22 protein-coding genes and 1 pseudogene are annotated in these 22,218 nt (G+C 72.6%); 14 read left to right on the forward strand and 9 right to left on the reverse strand.

Going from position 1 to position 22,218, the window contains the following annotated elements; genetic code table 11:
* Positions 1-36 precede the first annotated feature (36 nt).
* Positions 37-342, reverse strand: a complete 306-nt coding sequence (locus ABH931_RS35500) for an urease subunit gamma (RefSeq protein WP_370122990.1) — start codon at positions 340-342, stop codon at positions 37-39.
* A 212-nt stretch (positions 343-554) separates the two neighbouring features.
* Here ABH931_RS35500 and ABH931_RS35505 point away from each other — a divergent pair, with 212 nt between their 5' ends.
* Positions 555-2,633 carry a SpoIIE family protein phosphatase gene (locus ABH931_RS35505; RefSeq protein ID WP_370122993.1) on the forward strand — a complete coding sequence of 693 codons (2,079 nt, stop codon included), beginning with the start codon at positions 555-557 and terminating at the stop codon, positions 2,631-2,633.
* Between the two features lie 55 nt (positions 2,634-2,688).
* Here the strand turns inward: ABH931_RS35505 and ABH931_RS35510 are convergent, their stop codons facing one another.
* Positions 2,689-3,330 (reverse strand): L-threonylcarbamoyladenylate synthase, encoded by a 642-nt coding sequence (locus tag ABH931_RS35510; RefSeq protein ID WP_370122995.1) that lies wholly within the window; start codon positions 3,328-3,330, stop codon positions 2,689-2,691.
* A 114-nt stretch (positions 3,331-3,444) separates the two neighbouring features.
* On the opposite strand from ABH931_RS35510, the gene ABH931_RS35515 reads away from it, so the two are divergent.
* The 7 genes from ABH931_RS35515 (at position 3,445) to ABH931_RS35545 (ending at position 9,675) form a co-directional block, all read left to right on the forward strand.
* Complete coding sequence (locus ABH931_RS35515; protein WP_370122998.1) at positions 3,445-3,879, forward strand: SRPBCC family protein; 435 nt, start codon at positions 3,445-3,447, stop codon at positions 3,877-3,879.
* Positions 3,880-3,928: 49 nt separating this feature from the next.
* Entirely contained in the window at positions 3,929-4,699 is a 771-nt protein-coding gene (locus ABH931_RS35520; RefSeq protein WP_370123001.1) for a polysaccharide deacetylase family protein, read from the forward strand.
* A gap of 83 nt (positions 4,700-4,782) precedes the next feature.
* Positions 4,783-5,733, forward strand: coding sequence for an ABC transporter ATP-binding protein (locus tag ABH931_RS35525; RefSeq protein WP_370123003.1), 951 nt, complete (start codon positions 4,783-4,785; stop codon positions 5,731-5,733).
* Positions 5,734-5,792: 59 nt separating this feature from the next.
* Positions 5,793-6,602, forward strand: a complete 810-nt coding sequence (locus ABH931_RS35530; protein ID WP_370123006.1) for an ABC transporter permease — start codon at positions 5,793-5,795, stop codon at positions 6,600-6,602.
* A 49-nt stretch (positions 6,603-6,651) separates the two neighbouring features.
* Entirely contained in the window at positions 6,652-7,467 is an 816-nt protein-coding gene (locus ABH931_RS35535) for an ABC transporter permease (RefSeq protein WP_370123008.1), read from the forward strand.
* A gap of 54 nt (positions 7,468-7,521) precedes the next feature.
* A complete protein-coding gene (locus ABH931_RS35540) occupies positions 7,522-8,058 on the forward strand; it encodes a hypothetical protein (RefSeq protein ID WP_370123011.1) in 537 nt (178 codons plus the stop codon).
* Between the two features lie 96 nt (positions 8,059-8,154).
* Positions 8,155-9,675, forward strand: a complete 1,521-nt coding sequence (locus ABH931_RS35545; protein ID WP_370123014.1) for a DUF6777 domain-containing protein — start codon at positions 8,155-8,157, stop codon at positions 9,673-9,675.
* A 208-nt stretch (positions 9,676-9,883) separates the two neighbouring features.
* Here the strand turns inward: ABH931_RS35545 and ABH931_RS35550 are convergent.
* Positions 9,884-10,477, reverse strand: a pseudogene (locus tag ABH931_RS35550) (flotillin family protein); the annotation flags it as partial.
* 216 nt (positions 10,478-10,693) lie between these two features.
* On the opposite strand from ABH931_RS35550, the gene ABH931_RS35555 reads away from it, so the two are divergent.
* The gene (locus ABH931_RS35555; RefSeq protein ID WP_370123017.1) at positions 10,694-10,882 is read left to right on the forward strand and encodes a hypothetical protein; all 189 of its coding nucleotides are present in this window, start codon (positions 10,694-10,696) and stop codon (positions 10,880-10,882) included.
* Between the two features lie 491 nt (positions 10,883-11,373).
* On the forward strand, positions 11,374-11,562 hold the full coding sequence (locus ABH931_RS35560) for a hypothetical protein (protein WP_370123020.1): 189 nt from the start codon (positions 11,374-11,376) through the stop codon (positions 11,560-11,562).
* 38 nt (positions 11,563-11,600) lie between these two features.
* Here ABH931_RS35560 and ABH931_RS35565 read toward each other — a convergent pair whose 3' ends face one another.
* The 3 genes from ABH931_RS35565 to ABH931_RS35575 all read right to left on the reverse strand — a co-directional run bounded on the left by ABH931_RS35565 (position 11,601) and on the right by ABH931_RS35575 (position 13,959).
* Positions 11,601-12,029: a CBS domain-containing protein gene (locus ABH931_RS35565; RefSeq protein WP_370123023.1), complete on the reverse strand. Its 429-nt coding sequence runs from the start codon at positions 12,027-12,029 to the stop codon at positions 11,601-11,603.
* 254 nt (positions 12,030-12,283) lie between these two features.
* On the reverse strand, positions 12,284-13,492 hold the full coding sequence (locus ABH931_RS35570; RefSeq protein ID WP_370123025.1) for a DEAD/DEAH box helicase: 1,209 nt from the start codon (positions 13,490-13,492) through the stop codon (positions 12,284-12,286).
* A gap of 263 nt (positions 13,493-13,755) precedes the next feature.
* Positions 13,756-13,959 (reverse strand): cold-shock protein, encoded by a 204-nt coding sequence (locus ABH931_RS35575; protein ID WP_370123028.1) that lies wholly within the window; start codon positions 13,957-13,959, stop codon positions 13,756-13,758.
* Positions 13,960-14,207: 248 nt separating this feature from the next.
* Here ABH931_RS35575 and ABH931_RS35580 point away from each other — a divergent pair, with 248 nt between their 5' ends.
* Both ABH931_RS35580 and ABH931_RS35585 read left to right on the forward strand, forming a co-directional pair.
* A complete protein-coding gene (locus tag ABH931_RS35580; RefSeq protein ID WP_370123031.1) occupies positions 14,208-14,582 on the forward strand; it encodes a hypothetical protein in 375 nt (124 codons plus the stop codon).
* Between the two features lie 292 nt (positions 14,583-14,874).
* Entirely contained in the window at positions 14,875-15,147 is a 273-nt protein-coding gene (locus tag ABH931_RS35585) for a hypothetical protein (RefSeq protein ID WP_370123033.1), read from the forward strand.
* Between the two features lie 73 nt (positions 15,148-15,220).
* Here ABH931_RS35585 and ABH931_RS35590 read toward each other — a convergent pair whose 3' ends face one another.
* Positions 15,221-16,087, reverse strand: coding sequence for a class I SAM-dependent methyltransferase (locus ABH931_RS35590; RefSeq protein ID WP_370123036.1), 867 nt, complete (start codon positions 16,085-16,087; stop codon positions 15,221-15,223).
* 556 nt (positions 16,088-16,643) lie between these two features.
* On the opposite strand from ABH931_RS35590, the gene ABH931_RS35595 reads away from it, so the two are divergent.
* The gene (locus ABH931_RS35595; RefSeq protein WP_370123038.1) at positions 16,644-17,975 is read left to right on the forward strand and encodes a helix-turn-helix domain-containing protein; all 1,332 of its coding nucleotides are present in this window, start codon (positions 16,644-16,646) and stop codon (positions 17,973-17,975) included.
* A 34-nt stretch (positions 17,976-18,009) separates the two neighbouring features.
* Here ABH931_RS35595 and ABH931_RS35600 read toward each other — a convergent pair whose 3' ends face one another.
* A complete protein-coding gene (locus ABH931_RS35600) occupies positions 18,010-18,726 on the reverse strand; it encodes an esterase/lipase family protein (protein WP_370123041.1) in 717 nt (238 codons plus the stop codon).
* A 139-nt stretch (positions 18,727-18,865) separates the two neighbouring features.
* On the opposite strand from ABH931_RS35600, the gene ABH931_RS35605 reads away from it, so the two are divergent.
* The gene (locus tag ABH931_RS35605; RefSeq protein WP_370123044.1) at positions 18,866-21,715 is read left to right on the forward strand and encodes a discoidin domain-containing protein; all 2,850 of its coding nucleotides are present in this window, start codon (positions 18,866-18,868) and stop codon (positions 21,713-21,715) included.
* Between the two features lie 17 nt (positions 21,716-21,732).
* On the opposite strand, the gene ABH931_RS35610 is transcribed toward ABH931_RS35605, so the two are convergent.
* The coding region (locus ABH931_RS35610) for a hypothetical protein (protein WP_370123047.1) at positions 21,733-22,218 on the reverse strand (486 nt) is incomplete at its 5' end.

Consider the following 22,218-nt stretch of genomic DNA (forward strand, 5'->3'; position numbering starts at 1 on the left):
GGATCAGGGGGGCGGGCCTGGCTGCGGACCGCACGGCTAGGCGCCGATGGGGTCGTGGCAGGAGACCAGCTTGGTGCCGTCCACGAAGGCGGCCTCGATCTGGAGCAGCGGGAGCATCTCGCGCACGCCCGGCATCACCTCACCGGCCGCGACGACGCTCCTGCCGAGCTCCATGCACTCCGCGACGGTGCGTCCGTCGCGGGCGCCCTCCAGGATGCCCTCGCTGATCAGAGCGACGGCCTCGCTGTAGTTGAGCTTGACCCCGCGGTCGCGGCGTCGGCGGGCCAGATCGGCCACCACGTAGACGTAGAGCTTGTCGATCTCTCGGGGCGCGAGGTTCATCGGGCGCTCCTTCTTCAGAATGATTCCATGATGCGGAATGTGAATTCCGCACGAAGGAAAGGTAGGGGCGACCCCGACCGGCGTCAACACGTTGTTGAAGTGCTTGCTGATTTCCTTAACCAGTTCTTTCTCAAGCTGGCGAAAGCTACAGCGGACGACGAGGATGAAGAGATCAGTGCGCTCCTGGGTCAGGCGACGAAGGGCGGATCCGGATGAACGCCTCGGACGCCGACGGGACAGCAGCTGGACCGTCCCGGTCGACCTCGTCCCTGCCGGGCGGCCTGCTGAACCTGCTGGGTGTGGCGGCCGTCCTGCTCGACGGTGACGGCCGGGTCGCCCTGTGGAGCCCGCAGGCGCGCGCGCTGTTCGGGTGGAGCGACGAGGAGGCCCTCGGGCAGTACGCGGCCTCGCTGCTCGTCGACGAGCAGCACACCGCCCTGGTCCTGGACCTGTTCACGACCGTCATGGGCAGCGGCCGGAGCTGGGACGGGGTCTTCCCCGTCCGCCACAAGGACGGCTCCACCCGCCAGGTGGAGTTCCTCAACGTGCGGCTGCGGGACAAGGAGGGAGCCCCCTACGCGCTCGGGCTTGCCGCGGACGAGTCGCTCGTGCGCGCGCTGGAGCGCGACCTGGCGCTGTGCGCGCGGCTGGTCGCCCAGTCCCCCATCGGCCTGGCCGTCCTGGACACCGACCTGCGCTACGTCCTGGTCAACCCGGCCCTCGAACGCATCAACGGCATCCCGGCGGAACGGCACGTCGGCCGCACCATCCCCGAGATGCTGCCCTTCATCGACACCGACGCGGCGGACCAGGCGATGCACCAGGTGCTGGCCACCGGCACGCCGATGCTCGACCAGCTCCGCACCGGCCGCACTCCCGCCGACCCGGAGGTGGACCACGCGTGGCTGACCTCCTGCTACCGGCTGGAGGACCCGGGCGGGCGGGTGCTGGGGGTCGCCCTGTCGGTCGTGGACATCACCGAGCAGCACCGCGCCGACCGTCAGGCCGCACAGGCCCGGCGCCGACTCGCGCTGATCGCCCACGCCACGGCCCGGATCGGCACCACCCTCGACCTGGAGCAGACCGCCCGCGAGCTGGCCGACATCGTGGTCCCCGGCCTGGCGGACATCGCCGCCGTCGACGTCCTGGACGCGGTCCTCGCGTCGCGTACCGCCCACCTGACCCACACCGGCCCGGCGCTCTTCCGCGCGCTGGCGGTCAAGTCCGCCTATCCCACCGAGGCCGCCGAAGCCGCCGACCCCGTCGGCGAGATCACACGCTACGAGGCGAACCGGCTGGTCACCCAGTGCGCGGCCACCGGACGGGCGATCCTCGTCCCGTACGTGCGCTCCGACCACCTGGCCCGCATCGCACGCGACGAGGAGGCGGCGGCGGTCCTGGCCCGGGCGGGCGTCCACTCCTACCTCGCCGTCCCGCTCAGCGCGCGGGGCGAGGTCCTGGGCGCCCTCGACCTCAAACGCGCCCGCAATCCGCTCCCGTTCGACGCGGACGACCTGCTGCTCGCCGAGGAGCTGGCCTCCCGCGCGGCGGTGTGCATCGACAACGCCCGCTCGTACATGGCCCAGGAACTGGCCGCGACCACGCTCCAGCGCCACCTGCTGCCGAAGCCCCCGCCCGAGGTCCCCGGCCTGCAGGTCGCCTGCCGCTACGAGCCCGCGGCGGCCGCCGGTCACGCCGGGGGCGACTGGTTCGACGTCATCCCGCTGCGCGACGGCGCAACCGCGCTGGTCGTCGGCGACGTGATGGGGCACGGGATCAACGCCGCCGCGACGATGGGCCAACTACGCACCGCTGCACGGGCCCTGGCCCGCCTCGGCCTGAACCCCGCAGACATCCTGCGCCAACTCGACGAACTGACCGGCGAACTGGACGACACCATCGCGACCTGCGCGATAGCCAAGTGCACGCCGGCCGCCGGCCTCTGCCAGATCGCCCTGGCCGGCCACCTGCCGCCCGTGACCCAACCCCCGGACGGTCCACCGCTCCTGCTCGACCTGCCCCCGGGCGCGCCGTTGGGCGCCGCCGCGACGGTGGAGCTCGCCACCAGCGAGGTGCCGCTGCTGCCCGGGGCACGGCTGGTCCTGTACACCGACGGCCTCATCGAGCGACGGGACCAGGCCCTCGGCGACCGCCTCGACGCCCTCCTCGCCGAGCTCGCCGGACTCCGGCACCTACCCCTGGAGACGGCGGCGGACCACCTCCTGGCCGCCCTCACGCCCCCGGTCGCCGGCGACGACGTCACCGTCGTCATCGCCGAGGCACGGCCCTGACCCGGTGGCGAACGATCAGAACCGGCGTGTGGGCCCGGGCCGCCGGTCGCCCCGGTCAGCGCTCGCGCAGCGTGGGCACGATCCTGCGCAGCTCCTCCAGGGTGATCGCGCCGGCACGCAGCAGCACGGGCTCGGCACAGGTCAGGTCGACGATCGAGGAGGGGACGGCGGCCGCCGTCGCACCGCCGTCGAGGTAGACGGCGACGCTGTCGCCCAGCATCCCTTGTGCCGCGTCGCAGTCCTGCGGGGAGGGACGGCCGGTCAGGTTCGCACTGGAGACCGCCATCGGGCCGGTCCTGCGCAGCAGGTCGAGGGCGACGGGGTGGTCCGGCATCCGGATGCCCACCGTGCCGCCGGTGTCGCCGACGTCCAGGGTGATCGACGGCCGGTGGCGCACGATCAGGGTCAGCCCGCCGGGCCAGAACAGGGACATGAGCTCCCGGGCCTGCGCGGGAAGCTCCTCGGCCAGGTCGTCCACCTGCTCCGGGCCGCCGACCAGCACGGGCGAGGGCATGTTCCGGCCGCGGCCCTTGGCCGCGAGGACCCGGTTCACGGCCGCCGGGTCGAAGGCGTCGCCGCCCACGCCGTAGACGGTGTCCGTGGGCAGCACCACGAGCCGACCGTCCTTGACCGCGGCCGCCGCCTCACGCAGCCCCGCCTCGCGCTGCTCCTCGTTCGAACAGTCGAACCGCCGCACCGAACTCTCCTCCGCCTCCGCGCCGCTGCCGCGACGGCAGCCGACTCGCGCGGTCGGCCCCAGCCTACGGGCGGTCCCGGCGGCGGCGTCGGCGGAACCGTATGCTGAGCGGCGATGGCCGTCTTCCTGGTGACCCGCACCACCACCCTCACGCCCGCCGCCTGCTGGGCGCGGCTGACCGACTGGCCGCGCCACGGCGAGGGCGTGCCGTTCACCCTGGTCGGTGCCGTCCGCGGTGCGGGGCGTGCCGTCGGGGACGTGGTCCTGGCCCGGACGGCGATCGGGCCACTCGCTTTCGACGATCCCATGGAGATCGTCGCGTTCCGTGCGCCGGAACCGGGGCGCGGGGCGCTGTGCCGTCTGGAGAAGCGCGGCCGGATCGTCCGCGGTTGGGCGGAGTTGCGCGTCGACACCGGCGAGGACGGTTCGACCCGCGCGGTCTGGGTCGAGGAGATCCGCGTCAAGGGCGTCCCGGCGGCTCTCGATCCGCTGACGGCCCGCGTCGCCCGTGCCGTCTTCGGCCGCGCCCTGGACCACCTGCTGAGCTGAGGACTTTGGTCCCCCGTTCCGGGGCGGGGCCGACCGTACGATTCCTGGAATGAAGTTCGTAAGGAGACGTCCGCGCCTGTTCGTGCTGCTGGGGCTGGCCGTGGTGGTCGTCGCCTCGGTCGTCACGACGGTGGTCGTCCGCGGTTCCGCGATGGCGACGGTCACCCCGCAGCAGGCACGGGAGCAGGCGAACGGGAGCGCTGCGGCGGGGCAGGTGGACTGCTCCCGGCAGAAGTGCCTCGCGCTCACCTTCGACGGCAATCCCGGGGAACCCACCGCCCGCCTGATGGATCTGCTGAAGCAGTACCACGCGCCGGCGACCTTCTTCCTCGAGGGCCGGGGCATCCACAGCCACCCGGACGTGGTGCGGCGCATGGCGCAGGAGGGTCACCAGATCGGGGACCACACCTGGAACCACCCCCGGCTGACCGAAAGCTCCGACGCCGTGGTCAGGGACGAGCTCGACCGGACGGCCAAGGCCGTCGAGGACCTGACCGGTCGCCGGCCCACCCTGATGCGTCCGCCGGAGGGCCGGACCGACGACCGCGTCTCGGCGATCTCCCGCGAGCTGGGCATGGCCCAGGTGCTGTGGACGGTGACGGCCAAGGACTACCAGACGGACGACTCGGCGCTGATCACCGAGCGGGTCCTGGACGGCGCCGCGCGCGACGGGATCATCCTGCTGCATCCCCTGCACAAGGGGACCGTGCCCGCGATGCCCGCCATCCTCAAGTCGCTCAGCGACCAGGGCTACACCTTCGTCACCGTGTCCCAGCTCCTCGCCCCGGGCACGCCCCGGCCCGGGACCGTCTACCGCTGAGGAGTGCAAGAGTCAGACTGGAGCCAGCAAATCCAAGATATTCCCTTGCAATCTCCGGATGGGCGTCGCTAGCGTGCTCGACCGTGCCCACCGCGTCGCAGTCCCTCATCACCGCACGCCAGTTGCGCAAGGTCTACGGAAAGCCCGGGGGCCAGGCGTTCACCGCCGTCGACGGAATCGACTTCCAGGTCCACCGGGGCGAGGCGTTCGGGCTGCTCGGCGCGAACGGCGCCGGCAAGTCCTCGACGATGCGCATGATCGCCTGTGTCTCCCCCGCGAGCGGCGGCGAACTGTCCGTCCTGGGCCACGACGCCGCCACCGAGGGTCCCGCGATCCGGGCCCGGCTCGGGGTGGTCCCCCAGGACGACACCGTGGACACCGAACTGACGGTGCGGGAGAACCTGATCGTCTACGGTCGCTACTTCGGCCTGCCCAAGGCCGAGGTGCGACGTCGCGCCGACGAGCTGCTGGAGTTCGCGCGGCTGACGGAGAAGGCCGACGAATCGGTCGCCGCACTCTCCGGCGGCATGCGGCGCCGCCTGACGATCGCCCGCGCGCTGGTCAACAACCCCGACATCGTGCTGCTGGACGAGCCCACCACGGGGCTGGACCCGCAGGCGCGGCACCTGCTGTGGGAGCGGCTGTTCCAGCTCAAGCGCGAGGGCGTCACGCTCCTGCTGACCACCCACTACATGGACGAGGCCGAGCAGCTGTGCGACCGCATCGTGGTCATGGACGCCGGGAGGATCGTCGCCGAGGGCTCGCCCACCGAGCTGATCACCCGTCACACCACGCGTGAGGTGGTCGAGCTGCGGCTGACCGACGCGGACCGCGCGGCCTTCGGGGACAAGCTCCGCTCCCTGGTCCCCCGCCACGAGGACCTGGCGGACCGCCTGATGCTCTACACCGACGACGGCGAGGCCGTCCTCGGCCGGGTCCACACCACCGGTACCCGCCCGATCACGGCCCTGGTCCGCCGATCCACCCTCGAGGACGTCTTCCTCACCCTCACCGGCCGCTCCCTCGTCTACTGACACCCCCAGCACACCGGACACGACACACCCCTACCCGCCTCCGAGGGACCGAGGGACCGATGCCCCGCACGACCACCGCCGAGCGCCGTCCCCTGCCGCAGTCCCCCGCCCTCCGCGAGCTGGGCTACTGGCTGCACCGCTACCGCCGGGTCTGGCGCGGGACGGTGGTGATCAGCGTGGCCAATCCGCTGCTCTTCCTGACCGCGCTGGGCGCCGGACTGGGCAAGCTGATCAACGCGCACGCCGCCACGGCCCTGCACGGCGTCCCGTATCTGCACTTCATCCTGCCGGGCCTGCTGGCGGCAGCCGCCATGCAGACCACCTACGTGGAGTCGGCCGGGCCGGTGATGCAGTCGATGCGCACCCGCGGCAACTACCGCGCGGCGTCGGCGACACCACTGGATCCGAGCGACATCCTGCACGGGCACCTGATGTTCGTCGTGCTCAGGGTCGCCATGTCCGGGGTGATGTTCGCGCTGGTCGGAGCGGCCTTCGGCGCCGTCGGCGCGGTGCGCGCGCTGCTGCTGGTCCCCTGCGCGGTGCTGATCGGCCTGGCCTTCGCCACACCCGTGATGGCCTGGGCGGTCACCGTCACCCGGCCCGTCGCGCTCAACCAGATGATGCGGTTCGGCATCCTGCCGCTCTACATGTTCTCCGGGACCTTCTTCCCCACCACCCAGTTGCCGCGCTGGTTGCAGGCGGCAGCCGAGGTCACGCCGCTGTGGCACGGCGTGGAACTGTGCCGCACGCTCGCGCTCGGCACCGCGACGGCCCTGGCCACCCTGGTCCACGTCGGCTACCTCGCCGCCATGGCGGCGGTCGGCCTCTGGGCGGCGCGGCGCAGCTACCGGCGGCACCTGCACACCTGACCGGCCGCTCCCGACAGGCTCCCCGGACCTCCCGAAAGGCAGCACGCCCATGACGGCCGCCGTCGACCTCTCCGCCCCGCCGCTCACGAGCCGGCCCGCCCGATCCGGCGGCGCGCACGCCATGGTCCTGCGCAACCTGATGATCTACCGCCACACCTGGCTGGTGCTGGTCGCCGAGGTCTTCGAGCCGGTGCTCTACCTGGTCAGCTTCGGGATCGGGATCGGCGCCCTGGTCGGCCACGTGCCCGGTCTGAGCGACACCACCGTGCGCTACCCGCAGTTCGTCGCGCCCGCGCTGCTGGCGACGGCCGCCATGAACGGGGCCATGAACGAGACCACCTTCAACATGTTCGGCAAGCTGCGCACCGACCGGACCTACGAGTCGATCCTCACCACGCCCATGACGGTCTGGAACGTGGCGCTCGGCGAGACCTGCTGGGCGCTGCTGCGCGGCGCGCTGGTGACCGTCGGCTTCCTCGTCGTGGTCTCCCTGCTGGGGCTGGTGAGCAGCGCCTGGGCGCTGCTGGTCGTGCCGAGCGCGCTGCTGATCGGCTTCGCCTTCGCCTCCCTGGGCCTGCTGGTCGTCACCCTGCTGCGCAGCTGGCAGGACTTCCAGCTGATCCAGCTGGTGATGCTGCCGATGTTCCTGTTCGCGACGACCTTCTACCCGCTCGGGGTGTATCCGCGCCCGGTGCAGCTGCTGGTGGAGTGCCTGCCGCTCTACCAGAGCATCGAGCTGGTCCGGCAGCCGTTCCTGGGGCACGCCGGACCGGCGCTGCTGGTGCCGGCCGGCTACCTCGCCCTGCTCGGGGCCGGGTGCCTCGCCCTCGCCCTGCGCCGCCTGGAGACCACCCTGCGCGGCTGATGCCGCGCGGCCCCCCGAGTGGCGGGGCAGGGCCCGTGCGGATAGGACGTTGCCATGGACCCGCTGGAGTTCCGGCCGACCCACGTCGCGCCGCCGGACGGCCTCGCCACCTGGACCAGGCCGGACTTCTCCGAGCCGAGCGTCCGGCTGGACGCCCTGCTGCCCGTGCGGGTCGAGGACGTGCGCGGGGACTGGGCCCGGGTGGTCTGCTCCAACGGCTGGACCGCCTGGGTCGACGGCCGCCTGCTGGTCTCCCTCCCGCACAGCCCGCCCGGGACCGCACAGCCACTCACCCGTACGGCCGATCCGCGTCCGCTGCTGCGGCAGCTGGAGCACGCCCTGGCGCAGTACCGGGAGGGGGTCGAGGACCTCGCCGACGGGACCGTCGACCTGGAGACCTTCCGGCACCTCACCCACGGGCTGCGCCTCGGCGTCGTGCTGGACGGCGACGCCGCGTGGCTGCTCGACCTGGACCAGGAACGCTGGTTCTACTGCGACGGCCAGCGCATCCACACCCTGGCGGCCGTCGAGCCGCCGGACGCCGGGCCGAGCCCGGCGCCGGGCTCCGGGCCCGGTGGTGACGGCCCGTGACCGCGCCGGGCGCCGCCGTGTGCGAGGCCGAGCGGGTCGGTCGAGAATGGCGGTGACCGGGGGGCCGACGACCCGCACGCCTGGGAGGCAAGGCCCGTGAGTGCCCAAACGCCCGCACAGCCGCCCAACGATCCGCCCACGGAGCCGCACCGGCAGTTCCCCGGCGGCGGGCCCGGCGGTCCGCCGTCCGAGCAGGCCGCGGGCACACCGTCCGGACCGCCCTCCGGGCCGCTGTCGGCTCCCTCGGCCACCCCGCCCTCACGGCCCTCGGACCACCCCGCCACCGCCGCGTCCACCGCGCCGGAGACACAGGCGGCCGGCCGGCCCGGACCGCCCGCACAGCCGCCCCAGGGGCCGCCCTCGGGCGGCGAGGGCGGCGGCGCGTCCGCGGCGGGCGGGCCACCGCACCGGAGCTGGTGGCGACGGCCGGGCGCCTGGGCGGTGATCGGCGCGGGCGTGGCGGCAGCCGTGGTGCTGCCACTCGTGCTGACGGGCCCCGGCACCTCACAGGCCGTCGCCCTCCAGCCGGCGAACTCGACGGGACCCTATCCGTTCACGCCCACCGCCCAGGGCACGGCGACGACCAGCGCCTCGGCAACGCCCTCGCACCCCCGCTCCGCCACGGCCTCGCCGGCCCAGCCGGTCGCGACGCAGGCGGCCGGCACCTCGGCCCGACAGGTTCCCGGCTCGGCCGTCGGCCTCTACGGCGGCACCGAGTCCCTCTCCAGCTGCGATGTCGCGCAGCTGGCCGCGTACCTGACCACGCACCAGGACAAGGGCCGCGCCTGGGCCTCCGTCGAGGGCATCGCGCCCGACCAGATCCCCGCCTACCTGAGGTCGCTGACGCCCGTCGTGCTGCGGGCCGACACCCGGGTGACCAACCACGGCTTCCAGAACGGGCAGGCGACGGCGTTCCAGTCGGTGCTCCAGTCCGGCACCGCCGTGCTGATCGACGCCCGCGGCCTGCCGCGGGCCCGCTGTGCCTGCGGCAATCCGCTGCTCGCGCCCACCGTCACCAGCGGCCAGGAGACGTTCACGGGCACATCCTGGCCGACGTTCCGCACGGACGAGATCGTCATCATCGAGTCCACGGTGACCGAGCAGACCACGATCATCCTCTACGACCAGCAGCACAACCAGTGGTTCAGCCGTCCGGTCGGCGGCGACGGCCACGGCGACCACCGGGTCCCCCCGCCGCCCCTCCCCAGCCCGTCGGCGAGCGGTTCCGGCAGCGGTTCGGGCTCACCGAGCGCGTCCGGCAGCTCTTCGGCGTCCGGCTCGCCCTCGGGATCGGAATCACCGTCCGGTTCGGGCTCCCCCTCGGGATCGGGATCGCCCTCCGGTTCGGGCTCGCCCTCCACGTCGGGCTCCCCGTCCGGTTCCGGCTCGCCCTCCGGTTCGGGATCACCGTCCGGATCCGGCTCCCCCTCCGGTTCGGAATCACCCTCGCCCTCGGGAGCGCCGTCCGGCAGCGGGTCCCCCTCGGCGTCCGGGTCGCTGTCCGGGGCGGTGTCCGGATCGGCATCCGGCTTCGGACCGCCCTCCCTGTCGGGATCACCGTCCGGCTCCGGCTCCGGCACTGCGCTCGGCCTCGGGCGCGGCATCGCGCGTTGGTAGTCGTCGCCGGGGCGCGATGCGCGCCCCGGGGGCGTCAGTCCACCGGGCCGAGGTGCCTGGTGCGTGCCTTCCCGGCACCGTCACCACCACCGGCGCCAGTGCCGGTGCCGTCCTCGGCCTCGCCGAGCGCGCGCGGGATGCCGCCGAGGTTCTGCCGGACCGAGTCCAGAATGGTCAGGCCCTGGCCGACCAGTCCGGCGGCGATCTCGGCCGCCTGCTCCGCCTCGGCCGCGGCCTGGGTGGCCTGGGCCTGCGCGATCTTCGCCTGCCGCTGGATCGCGGCCTGGTGCGGAGCGGCCATCGCCGCGATGTAGCCGGTCTGTCCGTCGTCGATGGACTGGATCTGCAACGAGTCCACGGTCAGGCCGATCTTGGCCATCTCGGCCTTGGAGGTCTCCAGCACCTCCGTGGCCAGCTTCTGCCGCTCGGTGACGATCTCCTCGACCGTCATCGAACCGATGATCGACCGCAGGTGACCGGCGAAGATCCGGCCGGTCAGGACCGACATCTGGTCCTGGTCGGAGAGGAACCGCTGGCCCGCATTGACGATGCTCTCCGTGTCGTTGCCGACCTTGAAAGCGATCACGGCGCGGACCGTCAGCGCGATGCCCTGGTGCGTGACGCAGTTCTCGTCGACCTCCGCCTCGCACATCGCCAGGGTCAGGAAGCGGGTCTTGCGAAAAACCGGCGACACGAACGCGCCGTGCCCCGTGACCACACGGAACGGCGCCGTCCCCATCCCCCGCCGACCACCTGAGATCAGCATCGCCTGATCCGGAGCGGGAACCCGATAACCGAACATGGTCATCTCCTCGGTCGACGCCGCCCCCGGGGATCAGGGGTGCGCCACCTCCATCGTGCACCCGGGGAAGGCCGAAGCGGCGGAGCCGGTCCCTGCGGGCCGGCGCGGAGTAGGCTGACGACACCGAGGGTATTCCGCACACCGGCTGCCGTGCCCCTGTCGTTCTCGGCGAACGCCGACACCGGGCCTGCGCGGCCCGGAGACCGGAACCCACCTGTGCCCACCCCGGCAGCCGTCGTGACCACCGCGACGAGCGACACGTACCACTCCGGCGAGGACTGCAAGCTCTTCCTGGCGGGCCAGGAGTTCGCGCGCACCATGGATGGCGGCGTACCCGCCGTCCTCCTGGTTCCGCTCGGCGAGGCGCTGGCCCACCGGCATCCCTGCCCGGCGTGCCTGCGCTGACAGCCCTGCGGCCGCGACGGCAGGGAGCCGCCGCGCACAGCAGCCACCGGACCACGGCCCGGTTCCTCGCCCCGACGCGCCCGGCGGAACCTCCCGGGCGGGCGCGATGTCGGGACTGTCAGAGTTTCGTCATAGCGGAGAAGGGCGAGGAGATACGGCGGTGGGCCGAGCCGAAATCGACTATCACCGAAGCCTCGTCCTCCACGGCGACCACACGACCGAGGCCGTGCTTGTCGTGGTTCACCCGGTCCCCGACGGCGAACCGTTCGGGAACAGGCGCGCTGGGGCGCGTGAACGGGCTGGCGGGCAGAATGCGCTTGGGTCCCTCAGATCTTGTCATTACCGCAAGTATGCGGCCCCGGAGCCCATGACATCACCCCCGCTCCGCCGACGACCCGGTGAACCCGCGCCCGCCTGGGCGCGTAGAACCGGGTAAAGGCGGAGAGAAGGTACCGGATACGCCGCAGTCGTCCGAGGCTGGAAGGTGCGCGATGTGGATCCCACGGATCATCGGGGCCGTGCTCGTGGTGCTGGGCGGAGTGTGGATCGCGCAGGGCACCGGGGCGCTGCACGGCTCCATGATGTCCGGCCACCCCGGCTACGCCGCGCTGGGGGCCGTGACCGTGCTGGCCGGGCTGGTGCTCCTCGTCCTGGGGTGGATGCGGCGGCGTGGAGGTTGACCCGAACGGCGCAGGCCCTCGCAGGGCGGCCGTCCCCGTCACGTGGCGGACGCGACACCGCCGGGAAGTCGCGCGCCCAGGGCGCCCAGACTGAGGACGCCCAGGACGTGCCCGTCGTCGTCGACGACGGGCCAGACCCGCAGCTGCTTGGTCCGCATCGTGTCCGCGGCGGGCTCCAGCGCCATTGCCGGCCGGGCGAACGGGCCGCGCTGGTAGACGGTGTCCCTGATGGCGGTGTGCTGCGTGTACCACGAGCGGGCCAGGAAGACGAGCAGCCGTGACCGGGTGACCAGGCCCTCGCAACGCCCGGCCGCGTCGTGGACGAGCAGGTAGGGGATACCGGGATCCTCGAAGAGGTCGTTGGCCTGGTCGATGGTGGAGTCGTCGGCGATCTGGTGCGCGTACGGCTCCATGACGTCGGCCACGGTCAGGCGGGACCCCGCGAAGGAAAGCAGTCGGCTGGCCACGATGGCACCTGAGCCTGTCTCCGAGCAGCCGGTGCGGCCGCACGGCAGTGTGGTGAACCCAGGACGATGCCGGAACGACGACCGGATGCGAAGTGCCCTGGACGCCCCCAGGTTACCCCGCACGGGTGAGCCCGGCTGGCGCGTGGAGGTGACAACACCACGTCTTCACAAGGATCCTGACGCACCGCCGGGGCCAGGCCGCTGCCCGGGGAGTTCCACCGCGGGTCGGTGGTTCCCGGTCGCGGAGGCCGAGGTCATCGCGCTGGTGGGATGGCGCTTCCTCGGTGGCTACCGCCCTGCGTCGCCGTAGCCCGGCGGCCGGTCTGGGCGGTGATGCCGGCCCGCTCCAGCAGCTGCGCGACGACGCGGCTCTGGTGGGGCAGGACCAGGGTGACGACCGTGCCCGAGGCGCCGGCACGGGCCGTGCGTCCGCCACGGTGCAGGTAGTCCTTGTGGTGCCCGGGCGGGTCGACGTTGACGACCAGTGCGAGGTCGTCGATGTGGATGCCGCGGGCCGCGACGTTGGTGGCGACCAGTGCGGTGACCTGCCCTGCCTTGAACTGCTCCAGCGTGCGCGAGCGCTGCGCCTGCGACCTGCCGCCGTGCAGGGCCGCCGCCCGGACGCCGTGGTCCAGCAGGTGCCCGGTGAGCCGGTCGACCGCGTCCCGGGTCTCCAGGAACAGGAGCACCTGCTCGCCACGGGCGGCGATCTCGGTGACCGCGGCCTGCTTGTGCGCGGCGTCGACCTCGACGAGGTGGTGCTCGGTCGCGGCGAGCGCCTCGGCGGAGGCGTGGACCTCGTGCACGGCCGGATCGGTCAGGTAGCGGTCCACCAGCGCGTCGACGTCGCGGTCCAGGGTGGCGGAGAAGAGCAGGTGCTGGGCGCCGGGTGGCACCTGGTCGAGCAGGGCGGTGATCTGGGGCAGGAAGCCCAGGTTGGCCATCTGGTCGGCCTCGTCCAGCACGGTGACGGCCACCCCGTCCAGCCGGCACTCTCCGCGTTCGACGAGGTCCGCAAGCCGTCCCGCGGTGGCGACGACGACCTCCGTCCCCGCGCGCAGCGCGCGGGCCTGCGCACTGATCGACCGGCCGCCCACAACCGTGGCCACCCGCAGACCCAGGGATCGGGCGTAGGGGGCGAGCGCCTGGCTGACCTGCTGGGCGAGTTCCCGCGTCGGGACCAGGATCAGGGCCCGCGGCTGCCGGGGCGTGCCGCGTGGACCGGTGCTCCTGGCGAGCACGGCGAGGCCGAACGCGAGCGTCTTTCCCGACCCGGTGCGCCCACGCGCGAGGATGTCCCGTCCGGCGAGAGCGTCGGGCAGCGTGGCGGACTGGATCTCGAACGGTTCGGCGATCCCCTGGCGGGTCAGCTCACGCAGCAGGGGGGACGGCAGGCCCAGGTCGGCGAACGAGGGTGTGTCCTGCGTGCCCGTCGTGTCGCTCGTGCCAGGTGAAACGTTCATGCGGGAGCCTTCCTCGAGCGGGTGCGTCGAGGAATTCACGGCCGGCCGTGGCGACGTGAATTGCAGAACGAACCGGGACAACGAAAACGACGCCGAAACTGGTCGTTACCGGGCAGGCGCAGGCTGCGCGCGCGGGATACGCCGGGAATTCGGGCCGCTCGACCGGCAGGGCCCGCGAGCGGGCCCCGGAAAGCAAAAAAGCAGACGCGGTCGGGGCCCGCACTCCTGGGAGGCGGGCCCCGACCGCGTCATGCGCGTCAGCGTCAGGCCGGAACGATGTTCTCCGCCTGCGGGCCCTTCGGGCCCTGGGTGACGTCGAAGGTCACCTTCTGGCCCTCGAGGAGCTCACGGAAGCCCTGGGTGGCGATGTTCGAGTAGTGGGCGAAGACGTCGGGACCGCCGCCCTCCTGCTCGATGAAGCCGAAGCCCTTCTCCGAGTTGAACCACTTGACAGTGCCGGAAGCCATTTGAATCTCCTTCAGGGGCAATACCCGGGAACCGCACTTTGCGGCACCCGCGGTCGCCGCGATGATTGCCCCGACCGGCAGAGCCGGAAATACAAAAGTACTCCCGTTCGAGCCGTAACCGGATCGAGCGGGGACTCGAAGTTTTTGGGAACCACAACTGCAACTGATATCGACAGTAGCACGGAAAGGTCCAGATCCGGCGACCGCCGCACCGCACCACGGCGCCGACCGCATGTAGCATCGGCCGCATGTCGACGCCGGATGCGCTTCTCGTGGAGATCGCCACCACCGTGGAAGCCGAGCAGACGAACCAGATGCCCCTCACCGTCCTCGTCCACGGCGCGGTCATCACCGGCAGGCTCGTCCCGGAGGACGTGTGGCGGAGCCACGTCGCCGGACTGCTGCGGGACTCCGAACTCCTCGGGCCCTTCGCCGCCATCTTCATGGGATCGGCCGAGGACACCCGAACCCGCCCCGACCGGGCTCCCGCGCACCTGCACTTCCACCGGGCCCGGATCCTCCAGGGCCAGATGGGCATCCCGGAGACCGGCGGGATGTACCGGATCGCCATCAAGGACGTCAGCGCCTGGACCGCCGGGGACTTCGGTTACGTCGACCAGTGAAGCGACGGCCCTAGCCAGACACCCCCTTCCTGCGCGAAGGTTCTTCCGAAGGCCCACGGCAAGCACGCGCCCTGAAGCGCTCGCGTTCTCGTCAAGACGGCTCCCGCCGACGCCCACACGAGAAGGTGCCTGATGATCCCCTCCCTCCGCCACCACGGCCTGACCTCCGGTGGCCGCGACGGGGCACGCTGACCGGGCGCGCGGTCACGCCTCCCCGGCGCACGTTCGATCTCCCGTCCGGGCGGGAAACCCACACCGACACCGCCGTCGCGGTGCGTGAGAGAAGGCCCACATGCGGGACCCGTACGGCTCAGGCGACTACGACATCTACACCGTGCAGGACCTGCGCACCCGCCAACAGGCCCGGCTGCTGGTGGCCTCACGCGCCCGGGGCGCGGAGGACTGCCGGGACCTGCTGAACGCCCTGGACCTGATCGACACCACCACCCCGGGGATCACCCGCCGGTGCCCCCGGTGCCAGACGCCGCACCAGCGCTGGGGCAACAGCGCCCGCAGCCGCTTCTGCTCCGAGGGCTGCGCCGCGACGCCGCCCGCCGACGCGTAGCGGGCCGGGCGCGGCGCGCTCGGCCCGCAGCGGTCCCGTCCGTGGTCAGCTCTCCGTCGTCAGCGCTCCGTCGTCAGCGCTCCGTGGTCGGGCGACGGAACGCGGACAGGCAACCGTCGTTGACCGTGGCGTGTTCCCTGACCTCGAACCAGTGGGCGGAGTCGAAGAGCGCGGGCACCGAGCGGGTCTGGTGGCTGCCGTGCTCCAGCAGCAGCGCACCACCCGGGCGGAGCAGGCCGCGGGCGCGGGACTCGACGGCGCGGATCACGTCCAGCCCCTCCTGACCCGCCCACACGGCCAACGGCGGGTCGAAGTCGGCGACCTCGGGTGCGTGGACCGTGTGACCCACGGGTGTGTAAGGGGGGTTGGCGACCAGCAGGTCGACCGTGCCGTCCAGCTCGGGCAGGGCCGTGGAGGCGTCCCCGACGAGGACCTGGACCGGCAGGCCCGCGGCGTTGGCCCGGGCCACGGCGACCGCCTCGGGTGACAGGTCGACGGCGTGGACCCGCGCGCCGGGGTACTCGGCCGCGATCGAGACGGCCAGGACGCCGGACCCGGTGCAGAGGTCGACGACGACCGGCTGTTCCGTGCCCTGCGCGCGTAACGCGGCGAGCGCACGGCCGACCACGTCGGAGGTCTCCGGCTTGGGGACGAAGACGGCCTCCGTCAGTGCGTAACGGCGACCGCGGAACCATGCCCAGCCGGTGAGCCGCTCGGCCGGGCAACGCTCGGCCCGCCGCGCCACCAGCTCGGCGAAGCCGGCGGGGACCTCCGCGTCGGCGTACTCGGACAGCCGGTCGGGAGTGGTATCGAGGAGATGGGCGGCGAGCAGCCGGGCGTCGGCCTCGGCGGTGTCGATGCCGACCGCGCGGAGACGGTCGACAGCGTGCCGCAGGGCCTCGGCGACGCTCCCGACACGGTGGGCGGACAGCGGCGGCATGGGCGGGCTCCCTCTGCTGGACGGACGGGTACGGGGCCATGACGGGCCGGACGTCGGGACCGGCTTCAGCGGCCCTGGCGTCAGCACGAACGGAGGCGGTGACCGACGATCACTCCAGTCATCGCCGGTTGATGACTGGAGTCAAGCTAGCAGCACGGGAGAGCCCCGGGCAGGAGTTCGGCGAGTTCGTGCTCCGGTGACATCACAGAGCGTCAGAACCGGTCGCTACCAGGGCCAGTCGCTCGACCGGCCGACCTCCGGAGCACGTCGGCCGTGCTCGTCCCCGAGGGGCGTCGGCGCCACCTCGTCCTCGTCATGGGGCCGCGACCCGCGCACCAACGTCGGAAACCTGTTCAGCGATCGGCGCGGAACCTCGGGCTCGGGCCACGAGCTCGTCCCCATCTGCGCCTCCCCCCTGGCAGGCAGCCGGACAGGCTCCTGACTTCTGGTCACCAGTGCCCCTCTGGTGGTTTACTGGCGTAAGCCGGAAGCGGACATTCCTTTACTGATGTTACAATGCCGCGCGCGCCGGTGACAATGAAATCATGGAGTGTTCATGGCAAAGCCATCTCCCGAGCGTCAACCCGCCTTCGGTCGACGCCTGCGGACTCTCCGCACCCAACAGGGGCTCTCGCAAAGGGCCTTGGCCGGCGACCTGGTGGCACCCAGCTACATCTCCCTGCTGGAGTCCGGCCGCCGTGAGCCGACCCTCGACGTGCTGCTCCAGCTGAGCCAGGTCCTGGGGGTGCCGCCCGAGGAGCTGGCGGGCGGCCCACTGCCACTCACTGGCGTGATGCCGGCTCAGGGCGGGCCGATCGACGACGCGGCAGCCGGAGCCGGCGGTGCAGGACTGGCACTCGTGCGGGAGACGAGCGACGAGATCGTGCGACTTCTGCTCCACGAGGGCGGCGAGTCGCGGGAGCCGGGCAGCGTCCGGGCGGAGGCGCGGGCGCTGGGCGAACGACTGCGCGAGCGCCCGCCCTCCTGGGCGACGCTGGTCATCGGGTTGCGCATCTCCCAGGAGCTGGCCGCACTCGGCGACGACGAGGCCGGCCTGGAGATCCTGACCCAACTCGCGCAGCGCGTGGACGGCGTCGACCCGCCGACGGCACGCATCAAGATCCTCGTCGATCTCGCGGCCGCGGCGCGCGACGCGGGTGACCTGACCAGGGCCCGGGTCTCCCTGGCCGCCTGTGCCGACCTGCTGCCGCAGAGCGGCCTGGAGGACACCCCCGAGCACGTGCGGCTGCTGGGAGTGTGCCTCTCGGTGCGCTGCGAGCTCGGCGCCGATGCGGGCGAACTGGCCAGCGAGATCGCCGAGTTGATCGCCACCGCAGAGCGGGTCGGGCAGCGCGGCGCGCTCGGCCGGGCGCACTGGGCCGCCGGCACGGTCCACGCGCGCCTGGGCCGCACCGACGAGGCCGTGCGGCATCTCACGCTCGCCAGGAGCATCCTCGGCTCCCTCGACCTGCGCCTCAGCGACTGGACGCACTTCTGCACCGCCCTGGCGTCGTTGCTCGTCGATCTGGAGGTCGAGCTGGACACGGCGGGCGAGTGCCTCGACGCGTCCCTGGCCGTCGCCGTGGTGCGCCGCACACCACCTGGGCGCCTGAACGTGATCCGGGCCAAGTACCTGCTGCTGACCGGCGATCCGGCGGGCGCGGAGGCCCTGTGCCGGGCGACGGCCGCGGACGGCACGCCACTGGAGCAACCGGACCAGGCCCGCCTCGAAGCCACCTGGGGGCGCGCCCTGCTGGCGCTGGACTGCCGCGCGGAGGCGCAGGAACGCCTGCGCGCGGCGGCCCTCCGCTTCGAGGAGGCGGGCCATCTGCGCCAGTCCCTGGCCTGCTGGCGCCTGCTGGACCAGAGCACCAGCCGCACGGCGTAGGCCGTGCGGCCGGCGGAGCGCGTGGCGGCCGGGATCAGCTCGCGAGGAAGGCGAGGGTCCCCGCCGCGACGCCCGGGTCGGTGAGCAGGTCGTTGTGCTTGAGGCAGCCCGCGTCGGTGTTGACGGCGCCGTCCAGCGGGACGCTGCTGTTGGGGAGGATGAACTCGTCGCAGTGCGACCAGAAGGTCGCGTAGCGGGTGGGCCCGGGGATCTCGTCGCCCTGGGCGAGGTGCGACTCGACCCAGGAGCCCGGCGTCATGTCCCGGCAGCCCTGGTCCCACAGGGCACAGGCCCAGGCGAGGTCGGTGCCGTGGTTGGGGCCGCCGAGGGAGACCCAGTGGCGCACGACGGCGGTGCCGCCACCGAACTTGAGGTACCAGCGCGTCGGCAGGCTGCCCTGGGAGTGGGCCACGATGTCGACCTGGGAGGCCCCGGTCTGCGCCAGCACCTGGGACACGTAGGTCGCGAACTGGCCCGCGAGCACCTCGTTGGTGGACTGGCTGGAGTCGTAGTCCCAGGCGAAGAGCTGGCTGCTGCCGTAGCCGTCGGCCTCGAAGTCCGCCTCCATCGTGCCCCACACGCCCGGACCGGAGTTGCGCCCGTGGACGAAGATGACGGGGATCCGCGCGGTCGCGTCCGCGCTCACCGCCGACCGGGGCCGGGGGCCTGTCGCACTGGCGGCCGGCGCCTGTGCGAGGAGCAGCACGGCCAGCGAGCAGAGTAGAGCGGCCTTGCCGAGAGCAGTGCGCACGACGACCTCCGGGATCGCGTTCCAGGGTTATGGCGAGCTCTTGCTGATGGACAGTCAGGAATCATAGACGGACCCCTTGACGCCGCGCCAGATTAGTTCAGATCCTAGTTGAACTATTCCTTCGACCTCAGGACGTGACATGGAAGGCAGAAGGGCACAGGTGGCCGTTCTGGCCGTGAGCTGCGCGCTGATCGGGCTCGGCGTGCAGGCCCCGGCCCATGCCGCGGCCCGCGCCAGAGCGTCGGCCGCTGCGGGAACGGTCACCAACGCAGGGCGGTGCCTGGACGACACGGGCTCCGGGACGGCCGACGGCAACGGCGTCCAGCTCCTCGGCTGCGACGGCGGCGCGGAGCAGCAGTGGTCCTGGAACACCGACGGCACCGTCTCCACGCTCGGCAAGTGCCTCCAGGTCACCGGAGGGTCGAACGCCACCGCGGCACTGCTCGAGCTGTGGACCTGTTCCGCGGCGGTGCCGGGACAGCACTTCGCCCACCTGCCCGACCAGACGATCTACAGCTCAGCCTCGGGCAAATGCCTGGCGGTCCAGGGCGCCGTGATGGACGGGGCCGCGATCGGGCTCGCCTCCTGCGACCCCTCGCAGTCCGCGCAGGTCTGGTCGGCGGCGACGGCCCCCGCGCCGGCGTACGTGCTCTCCTCCGGCACACCGGTGAGCTTCGCGAACCCCGACGACACCCCCGCGGACGTCTACACCGACAAGAACGGCCAGTTCTACTACCAATCCTCGCACTCGCTGTACGGCGCGAAGGACAGCCGGCAGTGGAGCTTCTACTCCGGCGCCGACTTCGACTCCGCGACGCTCGCGGGGATCAGCACCGCGGTGAACCCGGCCAACTCCAAGGACAGCAACGGCAACACCACCTGGCGCTGCAACAACAGCCCCACCGGCGTCACCGCGACGAACGCCCCGAGCGGCTCAGGCTACGCCGAGCGCGACTACTGCGACCTGCTCGGCGTCTGGGTCGACCCGGACACCGGCAACTGGTACGGGCTGGTCCACAACGAGTTCACCCCGCAGCCCTTCGGGGACGGGCTGCACTACGACGCGCTCGACTACGCCGTCTCCACCGACCAGGGCCACACCTGGACGATCAAGGGCCACGCGATCACCTCGCCCTACAGCACCACCCGCGGCGACACCACCGCCTTCCCCGGCTCCACGTACTACTACGGCGACGGCGACCCGCGGCTCTTCGTCGACAACGCCTCCGGCTACTTCTACGCCTTCTACGCCACCCGCGTGCTGGACAAGTCCGGCAGCGGCCCCGTCTGGCTCCAGCACGTCGCCCGGGCACCGATCTCCGGGAAGATGGCGACCGGCAGCTGGCAGAAGTGGTACGACGGCGCGTGGTCCCAGGCCGGGGTGGGCGGGGCGGAGAGCGACATCATCCCCGCCGACGGCGGCGGCACCGGATACGTCGCCCCGGGCGGCGACTACCGGCCCACGACCACCGGTGGCGTCGCCGCGCAGGTCGCGGCGGGCTCCATGCCGGACAACAGCCAACTCGCCGTCATGAACGTCGCCTGGGACGCCTACCTCGGCAAGTACATCGGCACCCCGCAGAACAACGTCGCCCAGGCCGACGGGACGCTCACGCCCCTGCACTTCTACGAGACCGACAGCCTGGCCACCCAGAAGTGGACCGACATGGGCCTGGTGACCGGCGACCCGAACGCCGCCTGGTACCGGTGGATGCTCGACCCGGCCAACCGCACCTCCTCCGACGTGGTCGGCAGGACCTTCCGCTCCTACTGTGCCTACTACTGCTCCACCTACACCAGCGAGTACAGCGACATCACCCTGGCCCCGGACTCCTCCGCCCAGCTGCCGGCTCCTGCCGTCACCGCCGGGCTCACCTACCGGATCCAGGCGGGCGACGGACAGATCCTCACCCAGAACGGCGCCGCGCTCACCACGACCACGACCACGAGCGGCGCGGCCGCGCAGCAGTGGACGTTCCACCCGACCGGTGACGGCTTCTACACCGTCGTCGACTCCGCCTCCGGACAGGCCCTCGGGGTGAACGCGAGCGGCAACGCCGGGCGCGCCTGGGGCGCGCCGGTCACCGCGTCCGCGATGGGGACCACCCCGACGGTGGGACAGGAGTGGTCCGTGCAGGGCACCGCCGCGAGCGGTGGCGGTTTCCGGCTCGTCAACCGCTACAGCGACCTCGCGCTCAGTCTCGACGCGCAGGCCCAGGCCGCCGTGGCCACCGCCCCCCAGCGCTCCTGGAACAACCCCGGCACTGCGGGGGACACCCGCCCGGCCCCGGCCCAGGTGCTCACCTTCGCCGCGACCGGCGGGACGGCGGCCGACGCCGTGACGGTCAGCTGGCCCGGCGCGCAGACCTCCACGGCGGGCAGCGCCATCACTCCCGTTCAGATCACGGCCGGCGACTCGGCGCCGAACCGGACCCTCTCCTACCAGGCGGCGGGCCTGCCGAGCGGCCTGGCCATCGACCCCGCCTCGGGCCTGATCACCGGCAGCCCGTCCGGCAACGGCACCTCCACGGTGACGATCACGGTCGCCGACGGCACCGGGGCGAGCGGCACCGCCTCCTTCACCTGGACGGTGAACGGCAAGGACCTGGCCCTGGGCCGGCCGACCACCGCGTCCTCGGTGCAGTCCGGCACCAGCGACACCGCTGACCTCGCCACCGACGGCAACGCGGCCACCCGCTGGTCCAGCGCCTTCGCCGACCCGCAGTGGCTCCAGGTCGACCTCGGCACCACCCACACCGTCGACGAGGTCAAGCTCTCCTGGGAGGCCGCCTACGCCACCGCGTTCCAGCTCCAGACCTCCGAGGACGGCACGACCTGGACAACCGTCTACTCCACCACCACCGGCACCGGCGGTGTCCAGGACCTGACCGGCCTGACCGGCTCAGGGCGCTATGTCCGGATGTACGGCACCGCGCGGGCCACCGGGTACGGCTACTCCCTGTGGTCCTTCGAGGTCTACGGCAGCTGATCCTCGCCCTCGGCGGGTCAGAAACCGCCGGAGATCCGGACGTCGGCCACCGCGCACAGCAGCCGGCCCGCCGTGGCCGCGGCGGGCAACTCCAGCGGGTGCGTGAACGGTCCGGTGACGAGCAGGAGCCGGCCACGCGCGCGGACCGCACGGCGCCAGGCCCGGGCCGTGCAGACGAGGCCGGCGTACCAGCAACCGCCCTCGCGGCCGGTGACCCGCAGGTGGGCGTCCTCGAACGTCGCCAGCCAGCCGGGCGCGTCGTCCACCGCCAGGGCGGCGCGCACCGGGAACCAGCCCCCGTCGGCCGGACGCTCCGGGCACGCCGGGAACACCAGCGCGGGCTGGTCCCACCACATCTCCGGCCAGACCTGGTCGGGGGGCGCGGGGGCGGGCCCCGCCGCGGCCGGCGCCGCCCCCCGCGCGCCGGGCCGCGCCGGGCGCGCCCGCCAGGGTCCGCGGGCGGTGTGGGGGGGTGGCCGCGGGCCCCCCCCCGGGGGGGCGGC

It is taken from the genome of Streptacidiphilus sp. MAP12-33, assembly GCF_041261265.1.
Taxonomy (GTDB): domain Bacteria; phylum Actinomycetota; class Actinomycetes; order Streptomycetales; family Streptomycetaceae; genus Streptacidiphilus.